This window comes from Flavisericum labens (genome assembly GCF_045446075.1).
In the GTDB taxonomy this organism is placed as follows: domain Bacteria; phylum Bacteroidota; class Bacteroidia; order Flavobacteriales; family Flavobacteriaceae; genus Flavisericum; species Flavisericum labens.
In genome coordinates this window covers 327,585-351,628 of record NZ_JBJJBQ010000001.1, presented here as the reverse complement: position 1 = coordinate 351,628, position 24,044 = coordinate 327,585, and the positions used below count along the sequence as shown (strand labels likewise).

Here is a 24,044-nt window from a genome sequence, read left to right as displayed (position 1 = left end):
TTTTTGATTGTTTATTCTTCTCTTAATGCTTCAATTGGTTTTACACTAGTAGCTTTAAATGCAGGAATGAGACCAATTAATATTCCTAAAGCCACAGATATAACTAGCGCAATAAAAACTACTGCTATAGATACCGATGCGTTTACAAGCGCTGCATCCTCCCCTTGCCCAAAGAAATAATCCAACAAAATAAGAATCCCACCTCCTGTTATGATTCCGAAAAAACCAGCCACCAAGGTTAAAAAAACGGCTTCGATTACGATTTGTCTTTTTATTTCGAAGGGCGTAGCTCCTAATGCCCTGCGTACACCAATTTCTTTGGTACGTTCTTTTACGGTTATCAATAAAATATTGCCAATAGCAAAAACACCAGCCAATAAAGTAGCTAAACCCACGAACCATGTTAAAAACTGCATTCCTGTTAAAAAGCCCGTAACCTTGGCGAACTCTTTTCCTATATTAAAACTTCTGAAAGCTCTTTTGTCTTCAGGATGGACGTTGTTTAAGTTTCGCAACAACAATAGAGCATCCTCTTCAATCTGTTGAATATCAAACTCGGGCTTTCCTGTAATCATAAAAAAACCAATTTTTTCGCCTTGGTTGTAAACTTGCTGAAAAGTGGTAAACGGTATGTGAATGTCTTCACTCGGACCAAAATTAACATTACCCTGATCATACATACCAATCACCATATAATTAATATTATTTATCTGTATGTATTCCCCGATAGGATTTTCATCTTTTTCAAAAAGTTGTTTGTAAATACTTTCTGAAATTACCGCTACTTTTTTATGGTCGTCGATATCGTTTCGGTTGATAAAGCGACCATGCACCAGTTTCTTTTTTTGCACTTTATCTAACACCGGATAATCACCCATAACATTGAAGTTTCCAGAAAGAAAGTTTCTAACAACAAGCCCTTGATTCATATTTCTAGGAACTACAAATTCAATACCCTCAACATTATCTTCAACTTTTTTAATGTCCGCTAAGGTTAACTGTACGCGCCTACCTTCCTGAAAACCTTTAAACGGTTTACCCGTTGCACTACCCATTATAAAAACACTATTGGTAGCGAAATCGCCAAAGATTCGGTTAAAAGCATTTTCTAAACCTCTAGCCGAACCCAGTAAACCAATGAGCAATAATATGCCCCACCAAACACCAACCATGGTTAAAATAGAACGGAGTTTGTTTTTATTGAAGCTATCAAAAACTTCTTGCCATGTATCTCTATCTAGTAAAAATCTAAACATCGCTAATCGTTTCTTAGTGCTACAATGGGTTTAATTTTGGAAGCCCTTTTTGCCGGCACATAACCGGCAATGGCTCCAGCAATTATTAATACAATGGTAGCGCCAATAACCAAATTATTACTTACGCCAGGATTCTTTATAAAGTATTGTTCCAAATATGGAGCCACCCATTCTAAAACGCCAACCCCAATTAATAAGCCTACATAACCTGCAGCCGCGGTAATTAGTATAGATTCAATTAAAATAATAGATACAATGGATTTTGGTGTAGCGCCCAGTGCTTTTCTGATACCAATTTCTTTGGTTCTTTCTTTTACAATAAAAATCATGATATTGCTAATACCTACCACTCCCGCAATTAAAGTACCAAAGCCTATTACCAAAATAATTATGGTTAACCCATAAGTCATCATATCTACTTGTTTAGTAGCTTGTGCCATATTTTGAACTCTAATAGCACGTTGATCACTTCTGGCCACAGAAAAACGTTCTTTCATTTTTCTTGTAATCGCATTTCCGAAGGCCAAAGCCTCATTGCCGTTCATTTCTGGGTTATAGGTTAGATGCATGAAGTCGATAAAATCGTTATTCCCGTACAAAAACTGTGCTGTAGAAAGCGGTACGTAGATTACGCGTTCTTCATTGTCACCTTCATCGTCTGTAAAAACACCAACTACTTTAAAAGAAATACCGTTTAAACTAATGTACTTCCCAATGGCGGTTTCTTTTAAAAATAATTCGTCGTTAACCACATTGCCAATTACGGCCACTTTAGTTTTATTACTTAAATCGTTTTGGTTTATATAACGGCCCTCACTCACTACATTATTCTCGATAAACATGTATTCTGGATGTACGGCGCGCATTTGGTAACTGTTCTTTTCTCCTTTGAAAGTGGCTGTAACATTTTTATTTACCTTACTGGTAATGTACTGCACCTTTTCGCCAAATTCGTCCAATATAAAATCGTGGTCTTCGTTTTTAAATCGAATTTGTCTTCCCGCTTGAAGTCCGTCATGCGCTTTGGTTGTTCTGCCAGGATAAATAACTATGGAATTATTAGCATCAGTACCAAAGGCTTCAGCGAAATAGTTTTGTAGCCCATTGGCGATACCAAATAGAATGGCAAATAAAAGAATAGCAAAAGACACCGTAAAACCAGAAAGCAAACTTCTGGTTCTGTTTTTATTAATACTTTGGAATATTTCTCGCCAAAGGTCTAAATCAAACATGTTGACCCGCTCTTACTTGATTTACTTTTTTATCTTCCATTATTATCCCATCACGCAGTCTCACAATACGCTTACACATATTGGCAATATCTTCCTCGTGGGTTACCATTAAAATGGTTTTTCCCTCATCGTTTAACTGTTGTATAAACTCCATGATTTCATACGAGGTTTTGGTATCTAATGCTCCTGTAGGTTCATCGGCAAGAAGTAATTTAGGATTTGCTGCCAGCGCCCTAGCAATGGCGACACGTTGATTTTGGCCGCCTGATAATTCCTTTGGTAAATGTTGCGCCCAATCAGCTAAGCCAACCTTTTCCAAATGAAAAAGCGCCTTTTCTTGACGCTCTTTACGCTTCATTCCTTGATAATACAACGGTAGTGCTACATTTTCTAAGGCATTCTTGTAATTTATAAGATTGAAAGATTGAAAAATAAAACCTAAAAATTTATTTCGGTAAACAGCGGCTTTTTTTTCGGTAAGGTTTTTTATTGGTAGTCCATCTAAAACATATTCTCCCGAATCGGCTTCGTCCAACATGCCTATAATATTTAAAAGAGTGGACTTTCCGGAGCCAGAAGACCCCATAATGGCAACCATTTCGCCCTCTTCAACATTAAGATCGATACCTTTTAATACATGTAAACTAGAATCACCTATAGGATAGGATTTGTGAAGCTGATGAATTTTTAACATAACCTTGGTTTATTTAACTAACCCAATAATTTAAAAGTTAGACTATCTACACAAAGAAATGTTACAAAAAACGCAAATAAAACTTTTTATTACTTTTTTAACGTATTGTACTTACGGTAAATAATATAGCCCAGACCCGCAACCAAAATATACGGAATGGCCATGAGATAAACTATGCCATCGTTAATACCCTCTGCTGTATTTTGGCCTACTTCACTCTCTAACACCGCACGGCACATGGCACACTGGGCATTGGTCTTTATAAAAAAGACGACAAAGAATAATAAAAAGACAAGCTTTCGTTTCATTTCTATGCGTAATAAGGAGAAATCATAATATATACTATAACACCCGAAACAGCAACATATAACCATAATGGAAATGTTATTTTTGCGATTTTTTTATGCTTCTCAATATTGTTAGTAATTGCTCGAACATAAGTTATCAATACAAACGGTATAATTATAATAGACAATAAAATATGTGAAATTAATATAATATAATAAACATATTTTATGAAACCTTCACCTCCAAATTTAGTAGAATCGCTTGTCATGTGATAGGCTACGTACATCACCAAAAAAGCAATAGAACACCAAATAGCGGTGGTCATTAAGTTTTCGTGAAGCACTAAATTTTTATTTTTAATAGCGATGAAAGCAATAACCAAAATAACAGCCGTTAAACCATTTATTGTGGCATAAATGGGAGGCAAAAAGCTTAAAGGTTCTACATTTGGTATTCTAACACCAAATAGAACGGCCACCGCCACCGGTATTAAAATAGACAGTACAACAATTAATTTATTGTATTTTTTATCGTCTAAAATCTCCTTTGAATTATTCATTAAGCAATTTCTTTATGTCTTCTTTTAAGGCACTTATTTCTTCGAGTGAACCGTCGTCATCTACTTTTTCTTCTTCTGAGGTAATGCCATTATAATAAATTATCGGGTTACCAAAATCATCTTTTCTAGATCTAATAAACCCGTTTTTATCAATAAGCGCAAAATTTCCTGAATGTTCAAAACCACCAGCTACACTTTCTTCTTCAGCCGTATATAAATTAAAGCCTTCATTAGCCAATTTATAAATAGCATCTTTATCTCCAGTCATTAAATGCCAGTTGGGATTGGTAATATCATATTGCTCGGCATAGGCTTTTAGAACCCCGGAAGTATCATGTTCTGGATTAATGGTGAATGACGCCACACCAAAATCCTCAAATGCCTTAAACGTATTTTGAATTTGGACCAAATTTCGGTTCATTCTTGGACAAATGGTTGGGCACGTTGTAAAGAAAAATTCAATAACGTAAACCTTACCTTCGTAATTTTTGTTGGTGATGGTTTCTCCATTTTGATTGGTAAATGAAAATGGGGGTACTTTTTTAGGCACACCGTTAATTTCGATAAAAGCCAAACCAGAATCGGTCGACTTTTTGTCATCAGCAAAATCGCTCCTACTTTCTTGTCTCACTACATCTTGGTTTGTAATTCTATCTACAATTTTCGGAATAAAAATAATTCCGAAAACCAAAATAATAAAAGCGATTCCTATATATGAATAGTTACTTTTTTTCATCGTTACTTTTTAAATCGTTAGCCCTTCGTGTGTCAGAATTAAACTCGCCTTTACGTTTTTGTCTGTATTCGGTAAACAAAACACGCATGTCTTCGCTCATTTTGTTTTTTAATTCTGCCACTTCTATACAGTCATAGCTATTTAAACCATAAACAGATCTGTTTATACTCAATTCATTATCGGTCCTGTCATCCAACCTTCCACGTTGATTTAAATCTTTATCGACAATAAAAACATGGTCTGTCGATAAATCGCTAAGTAATTCCTCTTCACTTTTTAAACTATTGAACAGCCTTTTTATTTCCTGTGGCTCGCCAAATACGAAATGCCAAAACCTTAAGTCTTCATACGAACTGATTTCAGCCTTTAGTTGCTTCACATCTTCCTCTGTTCCATAAGGAGCTGCAATAACAATCTGAAAACGCTTAAAGCCCTTAAATTTATCGTAAACCAGCTCTTTTAAATTTGATGCGCTTGTTGCACGTTTCATTGGACTAGCACCTATAAAGCCCAAAACCGTAATATGATTGTTTAAAAGAATTTTTTCTTCGGAAGTTGAAGTGAGGTTTTCTAAATCGGCAACCGATTCATTAACAATATCAAGTGGTGTGTAGTTGTGCGTTGCCGGATACAAAAACAGCAAAAACGTTACAGGAAGAAAAAATAAAATTCCTAAAACACCATATCGTCTCACTTTTTTGTAATCCATAGTTACTTACTAATTGCACTTAAAATTGCGCTGCAAAAATAGAAAAAGGCGGTTTAAAAACCGCCTTTATACTTTTATTTAACACTTAAATTCCAGCTTAAAATCTGAAGTAAAATTTAAAAATCTCTTTTTATAAAACCTTCGTCATACACTCTAAAAACATACCCACCTTCTTGCAAAAGGATAAAAATTAAATAAAGTATTAAGAAAATGGTTGTCCAAATAACGGCTCGTCTTAGGCCTTTTGTTTCGTCACGCATGTGCATAAAGTCCCAAGTAATGTAATAGGCTTTTACTAAAGTAAGAATAATGAATATCCAGTTAAGGCCTTTCATACCTAAAACCTTGCCCATAAGCGATTCTGGTTTATATATACCTAAAACAACTTCTACTGCAGTAACAATCGTTAAAAAGACCAATACACCCCAAATTTTCTGGGTATTGGATTTAAACTTTAATAACCCTCTAAATATTTCTAATTTATGTTCGTGTGCCATTTTTTACGTTTTGTTATTTAGATTCCCGTCTTCACGGGAATAACAATTTTATATGATTCCGCGATATGGTCGCGGAGCTATTTTTTAATTAAACTAGGTAGAAGAATGTAAATACAAATACCCAAACTAAATCTACAAAGTGCCAATACAACCCAACTTTTTCAACCATTTCGTAGCTTTTACGTCTTTCGTAAGTTCCCAATACCACATTAAAGAAAATAATGATATTGATTACTACACCTGAAAATACGTGAAAACCGTGAAAACCAGTAATAAAGAAAAAGAAATCTGCAAATAACGGTGAGCCATATTCATTTACATGAAGATTAGCCCCTTCAACAACTTGCCTACCGTTTTCCTTTACTTGCTTTAAAGATTCTGCCCTTGACAATACTGTTTTTTCACCTTCTTCGGTTAACAACTGTGTTCTTACCAAAATATTATCGTGACTTTCCAAGCCATGTATTACTTCTTCAACCGTGTAAGTTGGTAAAGTCCCTTCACTTACAAACCATAATCCGTTTTTACGTTCTTGTTGTGTTCTTTCCCCATGGGTATCAGCAACAACAAAATCTCTTAACGCAACACGATGACCATCGGTATCAACAAACTGTAAAATATTTCCACCTTTAGTTTGTATAGCACCATAATCACCCTGAATAAACGTTGCCCATTCCCATGCTTGAGATCCAACGAAAATGAGACCTCCAATAATGGTTAAAAACATGTAAAGAGTAACCTTTGCTTTGTTTAAATGATGACCAGCATCAACGGCAAGTACCATAGTTACAGACGACATAATTAGAACGAACGTCATAAATGCCACATAAATCATTGGTAATTCCTGTCCGTGCAAAAACGGTACGTGTGTAAACACCTCATCGGCAATTGGCCATGCATCAATAAATTTGAATCTTGAAAATCCGTAGGCCGCTAAAAATCCAGAAAATGTTAAGGCATCTGAAACGATGAAAAACCACATCATCATTTTACCATAACTTGCTTTTAGTGGCTGGTTACCACCGCCCCAAGTTTTACCTTCTGCTACTGCTGTACTCATATATAATGGTTGTTATTTAAAAGTTGCACAAAAATAATCAATTTATTTATCTAATAAAATATAAAAACAAAAAGAGGTACACCCACAGTATGTCTATAAAGTGCCAAAAGGTTGCGGCCAGTTCAAACCCTAGCATTTTTGTTGGATTATACTTTTGTTTATAATGATTATAAATTACCACCAACAAGCATATTAACCCAGCAATAACATGAACAATATGAACAAAAGCTATTAAAAAAATGTAAGACATCGTTACGTTACTCGTTGGCCCAGTAAAATTATAGCCCAAATCAATAATTTCTTGAAAGCCCGAAAACTGATTAAAAATAAACACGACACCCAAAGCAAGTGTAACAAATAACCAAAGCATCGTGGTCTTTCTCTTATTGTTTTTTAAGGCATTTTTAGCCAAAATAAAAGACACGCTACTTAAGACAATAACCACTGTACTTATTATAAAAGCATTGGGCAGCTGAAAATCTTTTAACCAATCAGGCCTTGAACTACTCACTATAAAAGCACTCGTCCACCCCATAAAAGACATAATGAGTGAAATAATACCAAACCAAAGCATCATTTTTTTGGCTCTGGCGTGTTTTTCTTCTTGAGTACCTTGCGTTAAATCCATAGTTATCTAATAAATTTATCTATAACATATATTATTTGCACTAGTGTGATATAGGACACACTGACCAACATGAGCTGTTTCGCAGCCTTTTCGGTCATTATCCTAAATAGTCTTATAGCGTAATACAGCATCCATATTCCCGAAGCCAAAACCAATATGGCCGCCACTATCGATAATTGTAACCTTCCTGTAAAACCAAATACCGGAATGATGGACACCAAAATCGTCCAAATGGTATACATAATGGTTTGAACGGCTGTGCCTTTATCTTGTTTTCCAGTGGGCAACATATAGAAACCACCTTTTTTATAGTCGTCGTATAAAAACCAACCAATGGCCCAAAAATGCGGGAACTGCCAAAAGAATTGTAACGCAAATAATGTACCCGGTTCAATACCAAAATCGTCGGTTGCAGCCACCCAGCCTAACATAAATGGAATAGCCCCCGGAATAGCTCCTACAAACACCGCCAATGGCGTTTTAGTTTTTAAAGGCGTGTAAACACAGGTATATAAAAAAATGGAAATGGCGCCAAACATGGCCGTTTGTTTGTTTATAGTGTACAAAATAACCACTCCCGCAACGGTAAATATTGAAGCTATTATAAAAGCTGTGGTTACCGACATACGTCCCGATGGAATAGGACGGTTTTTGGTTCGATTCATCAAGGCATCCAAATCTTTTTCAATTATTTGATTGAATGCATTCGATGCGCCCACCATAAAATACCCACCAAAAGCCAGTAAAACAAGTGTTTTAAAATCTACCGTTTCAACCCCCAACAAATAGCCCGCCAATGACGAAAACACCACACTTAATGCCAAACGCATCTTAGTGATTTCCTTAAAATCTGAAATTATAGAAGGTGTTACTAATGAATATTTTGAGTTACGCAATGGCCTAAATTCTTAACCGCTTTTAAATGCGAGTGCAAAGATACTCTTTAAAAGCGTTTTGGGCAATGGTTTTGGTGGTGAAATTGAAATGGCTGTAGATTATCGTTTAATCAGGAGTTTTTCGGCGATTAAACTGTAAAACTTTTTACTCGCGTAAAGTATTTATATAAGATAAGAACAGTGCGCTTTTGTTTAAGCCTAAACAAAAATTAATTTTTTATAGTGTCAAAAACGCTTTTAAAGAGTATCTAATTTAAACTGGTAAAAGTTAAAGCATTCAAAAATACTAAATGGGAACTTCAATACCTAAACCAGTTCTTAATCCAGACCAATTAGTTTTTACTTTGTCTCCATTATTATTTTCTAAATAAAAGTCGTTATTCTCTTTAAATTTTAATGTACCCCCAAAGGTCATATCATAGCCTAATGAAGCTTTAATGATTAAAAATGACATCGGGTATTCATAAATTAATCTGCCTCCAATTCCAAAGCCAACAGATTGAAACTTTATGCTCTCATTAGTGATATTATCTGAAATTTGAGTATAATTTTCTAATTTTAAATTTGATAACACACTAAATCCTTTAAGACCTAAACTTAAGTTATTATTGGTTTTGGATAGGTTAATCTGATACTCACCTCCAAATACGTATGCATTCAATGGCTGTGTTATTCTAATAACTCCAGAATAATCTGAATACGATATTTTTCCTCCTGTTGAATTATAACTAAAAAATAAGGACGTATTAATTTGGTTTAGTTTATAACCTAAAGTAAAACCAATGTTTGAAGGGAAATCATCATTAACCTCAATGGGTATTTCGGGGATGTCTTCAACAAATTCTTGTTGAAAAGACTTTAAAGAAGAATGTGAAAATGTATTGTAATTTAACTCAACAAATATTCCTCCATTTTGACCATAACCTACTAAACTAAAAGAGGTTAACAAAATAAATACTACTTGCTTTTTCATTCTATTCGTTTATGTAATGATCTAAATAAAATCCTAGGCTAGGTTGATGTGAATAAATTAGCTTATTGCTTTGGAACCAATATGCTTTAGGGATTCGATTTGGAAAAAATATCGAAACAACATTTCTCACTTCAATTCTTTTGAAATTTTTCGTTTTAATATCATAAACATATGCATAAGAGGATTGTGTATTGTTTACACCAAATTCACTTCTAACAAATAACAGCTTATTTGTTGCTTTGTCATAATCCATAATATTAATTCTTGTAAAATCACTTAAAGTTGATTTTGCTTTGGTTATCAAGTTAAGCATAATTGGGTTTCCATCATACGAATTGTAAACACAAAGGTTTTCTGACTCAATAAATTCTACTAGATTTATAGAATTATTTGTTTCTGTTGTATAAACAAGATTTACAGAATTATTTGTAATTTCAAAAATAGAATCGTTCACATAAAAATACCTGCCGTTTGCCGACTTTTTAAAATAGCCTGTTTTATTCAGAGCGTAAAATTGCTCTTTAGTGGTTGAATCATAAAAAGAAACTTTATCATTGTGCTCAATACCGATAATATTGTTTATGTAAAAAATACTGCCACTTTGTTTACCAAAATCTAAAAGCGACCATTGATTTATAATTGACAAACTATTATTATCTATTAAAAACGAAATGCTACCAGCATCAACAATCAAGTTTCCCGTTGTAGGGTCTATCGCTAAATTTTCAATATCATAATCATTAACTCTAGCTATTTGTTTTGAATTAAGTACTGATAAATCATTAGAATCCCTTTGTTCTATTGTAATTTTATCATCACAAGTAGGGCAAGCACTGTATATCCGTAAAGTATATGTGTAACCATCTGATTCATTATAAAGAAATTTGTTGTACCCACCTGGCCCGTAATCCGATTGAAAATGTTTAAAGTAAGATTCGGATGTATACAAAGAACCTTTATAAATATCTTGACCTCCAGATTCTTCATATAACGTAAAATTGGCACCAATATCATAATCAGGAATTATAATAGGCTTATTTACTACTATTTCCCCTCCTTTAGAATTTACTTTATATGAATTACCCATTTGATCAGTAAATAAATAGTAATCAAAATTGTTATACAAAGTATGTTGAGGTATAATTAATTTATATTGATTTTCATTTAAGATTATCTGTTTAATTTCAAATTTGTCCGTAAAAACATTTACTTTATTGCTAACTGTGTTCCCTCTTGTATTTTTAAGCCGGATTTGATACTCTATATCATGTTCCATTTGTTCTTCTCCTGCAGGAATGAATGTATGCACATTTGTGTCATTATAATTCAATTTTAACAATTCTTGTTTAGTGATTTCAAAGTAGTTTGAAGAACCATTATTAGTAATTATTAGTGTAGCACTATCAAAATTTAATTTAGTGATTGGTTCCCAAGACAGATAAATAGAACCATCAATAATTTCAGCACTTTTCATATCAATAGTCTCTGGAGGAGATTTATCAACTATGAAATTGTATTCTTCAGTTTTTATATAAGCCTCAACACCGCTTATATCAGCTAAACTACCAGTTCCTGAAGAAAAAATATACTCAACTTTTAAAATATGATTGCCATCTTCTAGTGACTCTGTATCAATAACGAATTCCCCATAATTGTATTCGCTAGTTTTAATTAAATTATCATCAATGTAAATATTTATTTCATAAAGGAGGTGTTTGTTATTTCCTTGATAGTTATAAGTGATTTCAGTGGGAACATAAAAAGGTTGATTGTCACTTATGGAATTTAAACTAACAGATGCAGATGGGGGTTTTTGACTAACTTCCAAGAATGAATCTTCTGAAAATTCATAAGCACAATTTGATAAAATAATTGATATGGTAAAAACCAATAAAAACTTACTAAATTTCTGGAGAGATAATTTCATATATTTTACCATTATAACACATTTAAATATAATTGAATACCCATTAAAAACAATTGGTTTTTTTATTTATTATTTTGCACATGTTTCAACGTGTTATAGCATAACTTTTATCTACTGATATCCCACAAATTAGTAAACGTAAAGTAAGATTTTTTACTACTGCGTGGTAAATATAATTGTTTCACGCTATTAATTAATCGTCTTTTACATATTTAAACTCTTTTATTAAGAGAATAATCGCTCAACAACGTCATGGCGAGGAAGCATGACTAGACCATCTCATCAAAGAAACTTCAATTGAACAGATTACGTCGGTCATCCTTCCCTCGTAATGACGAAAAGCTGCTTATTTGGTTCTAGTTATGAGATAATGAGACCCTGAAACCAGTTCAGGGCAACACCTGTAGTGTCAAAAATCAAAATACCAATTAAACAAATCGGTTCTAATTCCGAAATTAAACCACACGGTATTGCTTTCAAAAGTAGATGCTGTACTAGCCTCAGGGTTAAAGTTTCTTATGGTGACATCGGTAAAAATCTTCAAATTAGATGTCGGATTTATCAAGTAGCCTGCTTGTAAATTGCCGTAAAAGCTATTGGTTTTTATGCCTTGCCCCACTTCAATGCCAGTATCAAACGGGCGGTCGTCATAATCGCGGTAAATATCACCGCCGTAACTAAAATCGTCTGTGCTATTGTTATAATCCAAGCCGCGCATACCAAAAATAAACTTCGCATTACCATACCAACGTTTGTAACGGTAGCGGCCAATCAAAATAACTTCACTAAAATTGGCTCCCCACAAATGCGCCATACTTTGGTTGTTGTGCGCATAATTCAATACGATAGTATTATGTGAATAGGTATATGGACGAATGCGATTGTATTCAAACTGAAACATTAAATTATCCACCTTAAAGGCGTTATAATATTTCACCCCAAGTTGGTAACCGTACTTATTTTTCCAACTTTTATCACCACCTTTAATATCACCCAACGAAAATTCATCTAGTATAAATTGCCCGTAAGCGTTGATATTGTCATTGAATTTATATTTGGCCGAAGCTCCCAAAAGTGCATTGCCCGCACCTTGACCAGTTTCAAATTCTATGGCACGGTAAAAAATTATGGGGTTTAAATAATTAACATCGAAACCTCGGTTGTTGGAGTTGGTCCAAAGAACGGATTCAAACAAACCAATATTTAATCGCTTTGATACGTTCCAACTCAAATAATGATTAGCCATGTATTTGGTTAAAAAGGCTTTATCGGCAACAACCTCGTCCCTAACATCTTTTAACCACATCCATGTATTGGTATATTTTATCTTCCAAAATTTTGTGTTCAGTTTTAAAAATGGGTGCGGACTTGCCACATCGCTCATTAATAGTGAGCGGTAGCCATCACCGATAAAGTTTTTACCGTGCCCAAATTGAATATTCATGAAATCGGTTGGAGCATACGACAAATAGGCTTCGGCCACCGGGTAATCGTAACTATCGGTTTTAAAACGCTTGGCGATACCACGTCCTGGAATAATAGCAGGGTCTGGACCGAAGGCTTTTAAGCTTTCCGAATAACGGTTAACATAATCGGCAAATCGGCCTTGGCTTTCAAAAACCGTTGTATAGAAATTCAGCTTTTTACCCAAACCACCTTGGACCAAAAGCCCACGCGTGTTGTTGTATGTAGACCCTGCTTCAGCATCATTACCCAATTGCAAATCGAAAATCGGGTCGATAGTAAACCAATAGTCTTTTCCTTGAAGTTGTACCAAATGTTCGTTCCACAGTTTTTTTCCAGCCCAAGTTCCTGTTTCTTTTTTAAGCCTTTCTTCTTCATCTTCAAAATCATGGTATTTTGAAACCTCTTCATATATAAAGGGCTTTGATGCAGTATGACTGTTAGTACCAATAAGGTTCATCCCTCTATCAAATCGGGTGTAATCACTATGCGTAAACGGGATATTTAACTGGCTCTTATATTTAGGGTTTTCAAATTTTTGCAAACTGGCGTTTACACTATCAAACTCCATTTTAGACCTCGCCATTTGGGTTTCAATCGCATTTACCTTCTGTAAATCTTTTCGCTTTATATATTGGTTTTGAAGTGGTATTTTAATAGGAACAGAATATTGCCTAAAGGTGTTTCTACCATTATAAGTGGCAGGTTTTATTTTTGGAAATATTGAAAACACCCTTTTTACTTCATCTTTCAGCTCTGGGTAAATCGCTTTGGTATAAACAACTTGAAACTGCCCAAGGCTATCGACTTCAAAAACAATCACAACTTCACCTTCATATTTTTCGCTTAAAACTTGCTCTGGCACTTCAAAGTTGTTGTAAATATGATTATAAAACTGCTTGTTAAAACAATCCTGCAATGCTTCAACTTCTATGCTTTCACATTCAGGAAACACAGGTGGCTTTTCATTAAAATCATTTTGGGCATTGCCATATTGAAGTACAAAAAGTAGGAATGGTAAAATGAATCGCTTCATGTTAGTTATTAAGCGTTAATTTAGGGCTGAAAGATACTATATTTTTTTAGATTCGTGATGCTTATAAAAATCGGCAAATGAATAAGTTCAAAGAGTTCATTTTTGAATAAAAATAGGGTGTTGAGATAAAAAAACCGCTATTACATCATGTAATAACGGTTTTGAGTACAATGAATTGTAATGTCATTTACTCGACTTGAAATATGATGGGTACATCATATACAACACCAACATTTTTGTTGTTTTGCCTACCAGGCGTCATTTCCGGTATTAATTTAATAACCCGTTTGGCTTCTTCACGAAGCTCTGGAATGGGCGCCTTTGTTTGAATATCTTTTACATGTCCTGTTTTATCAACCGTGAATCTTACAAAGATCTTTTGTTTTCCAGTTAATCCATAATCGGATGCAATATTTCCGCCCTCAAATTTTCTCTGAATCAGCTTGGTGATTTTATCAGACATGCATTTTCTGCGCTCATCATTGCTTTTAGATTTTTCACACCCTGGATAAATGGGTACATTTTGGATGAAAGCCACAGGGATATTTTCCTCTTCGGGCTTATCAACTACATTAACCTTGCCAGGGTCAATGGGTTTATCAGGTGAAGTATTTTGCTCCGCTGTAACGACATTCAATTCTTTTTCAATTTTATAATCATTATCCACTTCATCTATTTCATCAATTAATTTAACTTCCTTTTGCAACTTCTCTTGCGGTTCAGGTTTTGATTCTTCATAAACTTCAAAATTTTCAATTGAAACTTCGGCAAAATCATCTTCAATTGCAATAGTACTCACAATATCCACAGATTTTGTTTCAAACTCCATTTCTAACAAGCCATAAGCGGTTAGTAAACATACAATCAACCCTATTTGGAAGTAAAGGGTGGAGTTTTTTTGTAAATTTGTGTCATGCTTTTGTGATTTTTTCACGACGTGTCCATTTTGCCGAATGGTGTCGTGAGAATCTTTTTGATTTCTCATAATAATTATAGTTTAAATGTTAATATTATGATAAAGTCACAATAAGCATACCAAAAAGAAATCCCGTTACAGTTCGTAACGGGATTTTGATTTTATGAAAAAAGCCCTGAGGTTTTCTCAGGGCTAATATTTATTTTTTTGGATTCCCGCTTCCGCGGGAATGACAATTTCTATTAAATCATTAATGCTAATCGCATTAATGAATATTTTTTCAAGTTAATCTTGAACTTGGAAAATAATTGGTAAAGAGTAAGGAACGTTTACTGGCTTACCACGTTGCTTACCTGGTTTCATTTTTGGCAACAGTCCAATAACACGCTTAGCTTCTCTTTCTAAACCTGGGTGCGGTGCTCTGGCACGAATACCTGTAACTGTACCTGTTTTGTCTATTTTAAAAATAACATTAATACGTTGTCTTCCTGATAAACCTAAATCGCTGGCCAAATCTGTATTAAACTTTTTATTTACAAATTGAGATATTTTTTTAGACATACATGCTCTTTTCTCGTTGTTACTTCCTTTTTCACAACCTGGAAAAACCGGCACATTTTCAATTACTGAAAATGGTACATCAATATCTTCCTCAACCTCTACAACCTCAACTTCTTCCACCTCTACGATTTCAGTTTCTTGATCAACCTCTGTAGATTCTATTACCGTTTCTTCAACCTCAACTTCATCTTCAACAATTTCAATCACCTCAGGTGCGGCTGGTGGTGGCGGTGGAGGTGGCGGGGTTTGTATTTGTTCTGTTAAAGGAATTTCTTCTTCAAGCTCCTCCTCCATATTTACCATACCTATATCTATATCAGATTTATCATAGGTTTTGTAATTAATGGCATAATTGGTAATGAATAGCATTAACGCTAAGCCAATGGCGAAATAAAGTGAACTGTTACGTCCAACATTTGCTTTAGGATTTTTTTTAGGTTCCATAATTTATTCGTTTATCAAGATTGCTAATTTAACCATTTATTTGCCAAAAAAGCAAGTCTTTATTGGTTTTTAACTTGTAATTTTTCACTCAACCACAGTGCTACGGCAGTTAATAAAGCACCGAAACCATTGGCAAGGACATCATAAACATCAAAAGCTCTATAATCTGTGGCCGTACCTTGTAATACTTCAATAATTATACCAAAAATCATTGAGAAAATCAATGCATATCCAATAGCTTTAGATTTTTTAAGCCTCATATTAAAAAAGAAAGTGCCAAACCATAAACAGGTTAAAAGACCATAGGCCAAAAAGTGAAATAGCTTATCGCCAAAAGAGACCCCAAGATTAGGAACATCTTTTAAACGTACAAGGCACATGGCTGTTAGAGCCAAAGTATACAATAAAGTTACCCAGAGAATTAGCTTTTTAAGCACCTATGAGAGCCTTATAATCATCAGCAGACATCAATCCGTTTACCTCTTCAGCATCCGACAATTTCACTTTTATCATCCAGCCTTTACCGTAGGGGTCCGTATTTACTTTTTCTGGCTCATCTTCCAACGATTCGTTAAACTCAATAACTTCACCTGAAAGTGGCAAAAACAAGTCGGATACCGTCTTTACGGCCTCAACCGTTCCAAAAATTTCTTCGGCATCCAAAGTCTCGTCCAAAGTTTCAACCTCTACATAAACAATATCACCCAATTCGCTTTGCGCAAAATCGGTTATTCCAATGGTGGCAATATCATCCTCAATAGACACCCACTCGTGGTCTTTTGTATACTTTAATTCGGAAGGAATGTTCATATTATTTTTTTATTAAATTTTATTTCAGCAAATGTATCTATTCACTTGTAAAATTCAAATATAAAGTGTGTTAATTGCCGAAATTATACCTTAGAGTAAGCCCAGACCGAATAGTTGTTTGTGGAAATGCCGTTGAAATAGCATAATCGGAAAACGTGTAATCGAAATAAAAGATACCGGTTAGGTTTTTACTAAAAGCATAATCAGCCGAATATTTCAGGCCCCAAATGGTTTGGCCAGAGGTGATTTGATTGTTCTCTAAATCTAAATACCTGATGATGGTTTTATTGTCACGCACCGAGATATCAGCTTTCATATTCAAATCGCTTACAATGCGTTTACGCGGCCCGGCCAGTTTAGAACGGATACGCAAATCTTTTATGCGATAGCCTAACCCTAAAACATATTCGTTACCCAACACTTCTGTCATTAAATTATTATCAAAACTTAATGAAAGCAGTCGGTCCTTTTTAATCTCAGCCAGAATTTTTACCGAGTTATTCATTTCAAAATCCAATCGCACCAACGGACTGAACATTTCCGTTAAATTAATATTACTAAACAAACGGGCATTTTTAAAATTACCTGATTGGTCTTTTGACCCTGGCACTTGATCAGAATATGATGCTCCGGGAACAGGCACGTCGCTTTCGGTTAAATTTAAATTGGTATTGAATTGATTAACGGTATAAGTTGAACGGTACCCATGCGTTAACGAGAATCGTTTAAAACGTTTTTTAAACCACTCGAACTTCATGAAGCCCGTGTACTTTAAATCCCAGTTTGGTATAGGTACATCTCTAAAAGCAGAAGTTTTGACCTTGTTGGCATCTTGCCCAGAATAGGCTGCTAAAAATGCTGGTAACAGAACTTTTTGGCTATTTTTTCCAAAACCTAAAGGGAAATTATCTTCTGGGTCTCTTTCATAGGCTGTTGTGCCATAAAATTCTTCTGCCAAACGCTCTGCCACCTTCAACCTGTTTGACCTAAAATCATTAAACGCAGCAGATTGTGTTTCGTCACTTTTACTAAATGCCGTTTTAATCAACACCGTTGAAATATTAAAATTCCCAAATGTATTTGGAGTTAATGAATTATAAATGCCATTTTGTACATTATAATTTTCGGCATAATTTTCATAATAAGCCCTATTTCCAATTAAATCAATTTTTAAATCCGTAACAGGTTGCAAACTGGCCGATAAATCCAATTGCTTGGTGTTTGTAGCTGTGTATTGCTGATTAAACTCTGGAAAAACAGTTAACCAACCACGTCTTGCCGCTAGATAGCGTACATCGCTCTGGCTACCAAAAGTAAAGCCAACGGTTGGCTTTAGTGTTCCTATAAAACCAGGTGTTCTGGTGTAACCAGGTAAAAATATTCCGTTGTTTTCAGAGTAGCTTGCCTGGATTCGCTTTACGCTGGTTAAAATATCAACACCAGCATTTAATATTTTTGTTAGTGATTTATTTTTGGGTTTTGGAGCTTTATTATTTTTCGCATTACCTTCCGGAAGTCCACCAGGTGTTGCTGCTCTTCGCCTCACCGTTCTAACAGGTTTTTTAACCAACCCAATGTGTTTATAGAATTGGTTCATGTCCAATGACACATTAATATTGTGCACGTTGGAGTTTTGGACGGTATTTCCAAGATCATAGAATTGCCCATCCAATTCAACATTCCCAAACAAATCCGATCCCTTTTGCCATTGGAAACTTCCAGTATATTGATAAGTAGCATCAATAAAACTAAAGGTTGGAATTTTGTTTATTGGCAATTGATAGGTGACACCCAGGTTTTGGGTTTGCCTATTCGGGTCGCCCACATCCAACAAGCCATCCCAAACATCCAATCTGTCGTCCTGTTCGCCTCGGATTAAATCGTTGTCTTTAAAATAATTTCTAACAATGTTGTTGTTTGCGGCCGTAAAGTTAAGCTGTAAGGCATCAGTTAAATTGTAATTGATAGTGTATTGAAAATCGAACGTATAATTTCTTCTGAACAACTCTTCAATACCAATATTATCACCTGTTAAATCAACTTCTCTAAACTTTTGCCTGTTGAATTGCCTATTAATATCGGTATTTACGACAAAACTAGATGGCATTAAATTTAGGTTGAAATCTTTAATGATTTTCCAATATTTATTTCTAAAAAGTGAATCGTTATTTTTAAAAGGCTCTACTTTTACTGGATTGAAATTATGTGCGTAATTGGCTCCAACCCTTAAGGTTTTGTTTACCGAGTTTTCAATTTCGAAATCACGGTGCTCCACTTTATTATAAGAGTAGTTTAAAGTAACATTCTCAACGTCATAAAAACGAGGTTCTTTATCTGTAGTCCTATTTTTTCTAACCCCAATAAAGTTAATGCTTTGTCGCTTGGTATAATCTTCCGATTGCTTTTTTACCCTTTCACGTTGAGCATTATCATTGGCGGCTTCCAATCTCGAATCCAAGGTCAAATCTTTATAAAATTGATCGTACTTTGGTGTAATCAACTCTTCACTTTGTCCATAATTAAACGGTAATTGTATACCCCATTCCTTTGGTAAAAGTTGACCAACATTAACATTCGTTACAACATCATACTGCTTTACATCCTCTAAACTACGTTGGCTAGGCCCTTGCTCTAAGCCACCAAAACCAGAGGTGCTTTGTCTTGCTGTAGCACTAACGTTTGCAAAATCGGCAATATTACCGTCCATACTAACTACAGCCGCCCAACCGCCTTCATTATCTAAATCGGAAAGACGTAATTCATTAAACCAAATTTCGGCGCAAGTATTATCATCACCCGATGCATTTTTTACACCAACCATTAAGGTTCTAATATCACCAAAACTCGGATTCCCCTTTACCCCCACACGATGTTGGTTGATGGTATAACCCCCAAAAGGGTTGGTCGCTAAAACCAATTCGCCATCTACGATGTCATAAAAGGTTGGGTCTTCATTGGCTAAAGTCATATCTGAAATGCCTTGTGCCTTAACTTTTCCCAATATTTCAATAGGCAGGTTTATTTCATTTTCGGTTGGCCAGAGTCCTTCTCTTGTTGTTGAAGTTGAAACTACCAGCGGTATTTCAATTTGATAATAGTTTTCAGTAAGGTCATTACCCATCCTGATAAAACCAACCAAATCGCCATCGGTTAGATTTCCTGTACCTGAATCATCGCCGTCTTCAGCATGCATAAACATCCTGATGCGTTTGTATTGGCGCATATCCAAATCAATGTTTTTGAATGCCGCTCTGGCATCTTCAGATTCTAGGTTACATACTTTTGTTACTAAAGATTGTTCATTTTGACGTACCACGGTGTTGTTATTAAACAACTCTTCAGGCTCAATACCAGGTGGCCTGTCGTAGCTTCCTTCGTTTTCAATGGTTCCTATAACACCAACCGAAAAATCAGTTTGAGGGTCACTTGGATCTGGGTCATCTTTGTCTAGAGGCTGGGTGAATCTTCTCCAATCACTACGCACCAAATCTAATGTACCAAAACGGAATACAGTTGGCTCTTGAAATTCTTTTAGATAAATTCTTGTAAATCGCACCGACCTTAAATCGCTAATCCCTCCAATTGCTTTGGCGTGAGCACCCTCAACAGGAATTCTAAACTGATACCACCTTACATTTTCAGAATCGCCATTTGGAAAACTACGCTGTCTTTGTTTAAAGTCCCTTAAAAATTGCTTTAATGGATTGGAATCCGGAAGGTTTTCAAATTCCTCAAGGGTTTCTGGCAAATTTTGTCTGGTAAGATTTAATTCATATTCAAAATAGCTATCAATCGTGTTCATGGTGTTGTCACGATTAATGTCTTCGACATCGGGTTGTGTGTTGGCGCCTCTATTTGTATTTGAAAAGGTGTCGGGCGTGTTGCCATCTACCCCATTAAATCTTTTGTAACGCTCAAAAATACCACCTTCAGCGTTTAAGAAATAGGTGTAGTTATCGTTTGAAGGGTCTTCTAAATCTCTAAAATCAGAATATATAGTATTAAGCTGATTGATGTTCGGGTCATTATCTGGGTTTTCTAAAATTGGAGCCTCATCATTATCGCTATACCCATCATATCCTACATCTTGATTGGCGCGTTCTTGCCCAGTGGTATCGAAAGCATAGACCAAACTTTGGTTTTGAGGTGTAACGGTACCCCATGTTGTTTTGCGCAATAAATCTATGTTCCCATCTTCTGGCAGGCCATTCTCGTATAGTTTTTTACCATCTCGAACAATATCTTCCGAAATATTCCCAAGGTTAAACACCAGTTTACCTCCTGGATTGTTAGGATTACCCTGAAAGGGGTCTTGCAGCCAAAAATCGATATATTCTACATTTTGTTGTTCAAAATCGGTTGATGTGATTTGTCGCGTGATGCCTGCCCATGAATTTTCAGGATCAGAAATTGTACCATCGGCAGTGTTAGGGTCAAAGTTATATGGCCCTCTCTCGTCTGGATAATAAGCCAAGTCTAGCGAGTACAATACTGAATTCTGACCTTGTACAATATCCCTATCAGGAAACAATTCGTTAATAAATACTCGACTTGTATATAGATTTGAAAGGTCATCGTCGGTTATACCATCGGGACGTCTGTTCGTATAAAAAATAGGATCGATAACATACCAGTTTAGCATGGCCCTGCCAAAACCGTTATTTATTATATTATCCTCTTCTGGGTCTGGGTTTACACCATCGCCTCTAAGGTCAACTGGTCTACTTGATAAAAACCACGATTGCTGCGAGGTTAAATCGATACCGTTTTGCGAACCCTCAAAATCATCGATATACGAGGTAGCCTCGCCATTTAAATTGGTTCCTTTTGGAGCTCCTGGCGCTAAATAAGCGAATTCACCTCGAAGCGATAAATTAGATTCTACATCGGTATCGATATTGGGCAGTTTATTAGCCAAACGTGTTAAAAAAGGCACTTTGGTGGCGTAATTTCCATTGAAACCAAATATAGTATTGTTAATAGACTCCGATCCGTAATTCGCCTTTTGTGTGATTGGGCGTTCGTTTAGATTTAAAAGTGTACCGCCCAATACAAAGTTTTCGTTGAATTTATGTTCAATATTAAATCCTGTAAAACGGCGGGTTTGCTGACCGAAAACGGCATTGTTTTCTGTTGAAACCTCAATTGGCGTGTTTGATGCTTTTAAAGCTTCATCTAAAATTTGAACACGTCCCAACTGATAATTCACCGTATAATCAATGCCTTCAACCAGCACGCGACCACCAGCAGTAACACGCACCGAGCCTCTTGGAACATTAAATGAACCTATTGGAATACCGTCTCCACCACTCGATTTGTAGCGTCCTTTAATTTTGAATTTGTTTTTTTCTGCCTCTTCTAACGCCGCAGTTTTTGTACTGTTATATAGCGTACTGAAAACATATTTTTGTTGGTTTTCGTTCCATGTGGTGTTATTGTCGTAAGTTCCCGTTCCCAAAACGTTGAAGAGATATTCACCAAACGGTTCGGCACTGGTAAACACAATCTTTCCGTTTTGCGGAATAACAGTAATTCTGGGAACAAAATCGAAAAAGCCATCACCGCGTGTTTGCGGGTCGTTGTTAAAATTCAACTTATCTAAATTGAAGACTCTTAAAAGTGGTGAGTTTTGAATTAAATCGTCTTCTGGGGTGGCCCCATTGACTGGGTTTCCATTGATATCGAATTCAAAACCAGAACCGCCAACAGGTTCAATATAATTCAACGGTGACGCTTCGTTGTAAAAAATGTTCAGTTTAAAATCTTCCTGACTTAAATTGTACGCGCCCGTGTCATAGATGTTTTTCATCATTAAGTCCCAAACCGGTAAGTCTACATTTGTGATGCTACTCTTTAGCATCTTTAATATTAAGCTAGAGTTAACAACCGAAGTTACCTGGCCTTGACTATTGGTTTCAACGTCGGTAGCATCAACACCATCATTGGCAAATTCGCCAACTTGGTAAACATTACCTCCAACTGTATATTGAAAAGCAACCGCTAGAATTTCATCGTTATTTAAGCGCTGGTTTAACGAAATATAGCCTAATTCGGTATTCAAGGTATATTCTTGTCCCTGATTTAGTTTTCTAGCATTTTCCAGTTTAGCGTAATCAAAGCCTTCATTCACTTCTGATGACAAACTTCCAAACCCTTGTCCTGCCGTGGAAATATCTCTAATCTGTTCAGTAAGCACTGACCCTGAACCAATAGATGTAGGGTTGAATGCATTATTTCCATTATCCGGGAAAGCACCCGGACCAGCAGACACGCCAACATTAGAATATACTTTATCGCTCTCCCCTAAATCTTGAAGTGCCACGATATTTCTAACATTTTCAGTACGGTTACTTCTGTTGGTTACCCAAACTTCCAATCTCGTTATCTGTAATCCTTTGTTGTTTATAAATGGGTAGTTTGCCAAAGAAGCATCATAGGTATCCCTAAAATATTGCGCTAAAAAAAAGTGCCTGTTTTCATCGTAATCTCTGGCGAACAATTCAAATTCTTCCAATGTTCCGCCACCCTGAGCTACAACGGTGTTGCCTTGTGATTTTTGTTCTGAAAACACACCTGTAACCGTAGTTTTTCCGAATTGAAGCTGCGCTTTCACACCAAACAAGCTTTGCGCCCCGGTAATCAAAGAACTATTTAAAGGCATACTAACATTACCTACTTCTATTTTTTGAATGATATCGTCTTCTGTTGGGGTATATTCTAACTTGATTAAATTTTGAAAATCAAAGGTAGATTGTGTATCGTAATTTGCGGTTACTTGAAGGCGTGTACCCACTTTACCCAATAAACTTAAACTAATACGTTGGTCGAAATCGAAGGTGAAGTTGCTTCTATTTCGTGGTGAAAAGGATGGATTATCTTGTTTGGAAAATAAAATCCCCAAATCCATTTCAACCGAACCTTGAGGTACGACTTCAATAACATTACTACCAAAAATAGTTTCAAAAAAATCGGATTTCACGTAAAATTCAGGCAAAAGGTTTTTCTGCTCTTCTTCTGAGCCTTCCTTTTTTCCATCAAAAGCATCAATCTTTTCTTTGTAATAGCCTTTTAGATTTTCCCTCGCCACCAAAGCGTAGTATTCGTCAGGTGTTAAAATTATGGGGTAGTTAATGTTGAAGCTTCCTATTTTTTCTGTGTAAATATACCTGTCGGTTACTGGGTCGTATGTATATTTGGATTCAATACTGTCGGGGTTTGGCACTTTTAATCTCCCAACGTTATAACCCGTTTGCAAAGAATCTTGAGCCGGCTCTTGCCCCCAAGACCCAATGGCAAAACACAAAACAAAAGCTAAAAAAGTATAATGTTTATAAGATTTTCGGTTAGTTCTGTTCAAA

19 protein-coding genes are annotated in these 24,044 nt (G+C 35.6%); all 19 read right to left on the bottom strand.

The window, feature by feature from the left end; genetic code table 11:
* Positions 1-11 precede the first annotated feature (11 nt).
* The 19 genes from ACIEHO_RS01540 to sov all read right to left on the bottom strand — a co-directional run bounded on the left by ACIEHO_RS01540 (position 12) and on the right by sov (position 24,043).
* Positions 12-1,256, bottom strand: coding sequence for an ABC transporter permease (locus ACIEHO_RS01540; protein ID WP_406967937.1), 1,245 nt, complete (start codon positions 1,254-1,256; stop codon positions 12-14).
* A gap of 2 nt (positions 1,257-1,258) precedes the next feature.
* Complete coding sequence (locus ACIEHO_RS01535) at positions 1,259-2,488, bottom strand: ABC transporter permease (protein ID WP_406967935.1); 1,230 nt, start codon at positions 2,486-2,488, stop codon at positions 1,259-1,261.
* The gene (locus ACIEHO_RS01530) at positions 2,481-3,182 is read right to left on the bottom strand and encodes an ABC transporter ATP-binding protein (RefSeq protein ID WP_406967933.1); all 702 of its coding nucleotides are present in this window, start codon (positions 3,180-3,182) and stop codon (positions 2,481-2,483) included. Before ACIEHO_RS01530 ends, ACIEHO_RS01535 begins: the two co-directional genes overlap by 8 nt.
* Positions 3,183-3,271: 89 nt before the next feature.
* Entirely contained in the window at positions 3,272-3,490 is a 219-nt protein-coding gene (locus tag ACIEHO_RS01525; protein ID WP_406967931.1) for a hypothetical protein, read from the bottom strand.
* Between the two features lie 2 nt (positions 3,491-3,492).
* A complete protein-coding gene (locus tag ACIEHO_RS01520) occupies positions 3,493-4,029 on the bottom strand; it encodes a DUF420 domain-containing protein (protein WP_406967929.1) in 537 nt (178 codons plus the stop codon).
* Complete coding sequence (locus ACIEHO_RS01515) at positions 4,022-4,765, bottom strand: SCO family protein (protein WP_406967927.1); 744 nt, start codon at positions 4,763-4,765, stop codon at positions 4,022-4,024. The genes ACIEHO_RS01520 and ACIEHO_RS01515 overlap by 8 nt, the downstream gene beginning before the upstream one ends.
* A complete protein-coding gene (locus ACIEHO_RS01510) occupies positions 4,752-5,474 on the bottom strand; it encodes a hypothetical protein (RefSeq protein ID WP_406967925.1) in 723 nt (240 codons plus the stop codon). Before ACIEHO_RS01510 ends, ACIEHO_RS01515 begins: the two co-directional genes overlap by 14 nt.
* Before the next feature lie 116 nt (positions 5,475-5,590).
* Positions 5,591-5,971, bottom strand: a complete 381-nt coding sequence (locus ACIEHO_RS01505; RefSeq protein ID WP_406967923.1) for a cytochrome C oxidase subunit IV family protein — start codon at positions 5,969-5,971, stop codon at positions 5,591-5,593.
* Between the two features lie 88 nt (positions 5,972-6,059).
* Positions 6,060-7,031, bottom strand: a complete 972-nt coding sequence (locus ACIEHO_RS01500) for a cytochrome c oxidase subunit 3 (protein WP_406967921.1) — start codon at positions 7,029-7,031, stop codon at positions 6,060-6,062.
* Positions 7,032-7,077: 46 nt separating this feature from the next.
* A complete protein-coding gene (locus tag ACIEHO_RS01495) occupies positions 7,078-7,659 on the bottom strand; it encodes a cytochrome c oxidase subunit 3 (protein WP_406967919.1) in 582 nt (193 codons plus the stop codon).
* 2 nt (positions 7,660-7,661) lie between these two features.
* A complete protein-coding gene (gene cyoE, locus ACIEHO_RS01490) occupies positions 7,662-8,555 on the bottom strand; it encodes a heme o synthase (RefSeq protein WP_406967917.1) in 894 nt (297 codons plus the stop codon).
* A 286-nt stretch (positions 8,556-8,841) separates the two neighbouring features.
* The gene (locus ACIEHO_RS01485) at positions 8,842-9,528 is read right to left on the bottom strand and encodes a hypothetical protein (protein WP_406967915.1); all 687 of its coding nucleotides are present in this window, start codon (positions 9,526-9,528) and stop codon (positions 8,842-8,844) included.
* Position 9,529: 1 nt separating this feature from the next.
* The gene (locus ACIEHO_RS01480) at positions 9,530-11,467 is read right to left on the bottom strand and encodes a hypothetical protein (RefSeq protein ID WP_406967913.1); all 1,938 of its coding nucleotides are present in this window, start codon (positions 11,465-11,467) and stop codon (positions 9,530-9,532) included.
* 397 nt (positions 11,468-11,864) lie between these two features.
* Entirely contained in the window at positions 11,865-13,955 is a 2,091-nt protein-coding gene (locus tag ACIEHO_RS01475) for an energy transducer TonB (protein ID WP_406967911.1), read from the bottom strand.
* A 187-nt stretch (positions 13,956-14,142) separates the two neighbouring features.
* A complete protein-coding gene (locus ACIEHO_RS01470; protein WP_406967909.1) occupies positions 14,143-14,940 on the bottom strand; it encodes an energy transducer TonB in 798 nt (265 codons plus the stop codon).
* Between the two features lie 216 nt (positions 14,941-15,156).
* On the bottom strand, positions 15,157-15,876 hold the full coding sequence (locus ACIEHO_RS01465; RefSeq protein WP_406967907.1) for an energy transducer TonB: 720 nt from the start codon (positions 15,874-15,876) through the stop codon (positions 15,157-15,159).
* A 59-nt stretch (positions 15,877-15,935) separates the two neighbouring features.
* The gene (locus ACIEHO_RS01460; protein WP_406967905.1) at positions 15,936-16,313 is read right to left on the bottom strand and encodes a VanZ family protein; all 378 of its coding nucleotides are present in this window, start codon (positions 16,311-16,313) and stop codon (positions 15,936-15,938) included.
* Positions 16,306-16,686: a glycine cleavage system protein GcvH gene (gcvH, locus tag ACIEHO_RS01455; RefSeq protein ID WP_406967903.1), complete on the bottom strand. Its 381-nt coding sequence runs from the start codon at positions 16,684-16,686 to the stop codon at positions 16,306-16,308. The genes ACIEHO_RS01460 and gcvH overlap by 8 nt, the downstream gene beginning before the upstream one ends.
* 70 nt (positions 16,687-16,756) lie before the next feature.
* Complete coding sequence (gene sov, locus ACIEHO_RS01450; protein ID WP_406967901.1) at positions 16,757-24,043, bottom strand: T9SS outer membrane translocon Sov/SprA; 7,287 nt, start codon at positions 24,041-24,043, stop codon at positions 16,757-16,759.
* Position 24,044 lies beyond the last annotated feature (1 nt).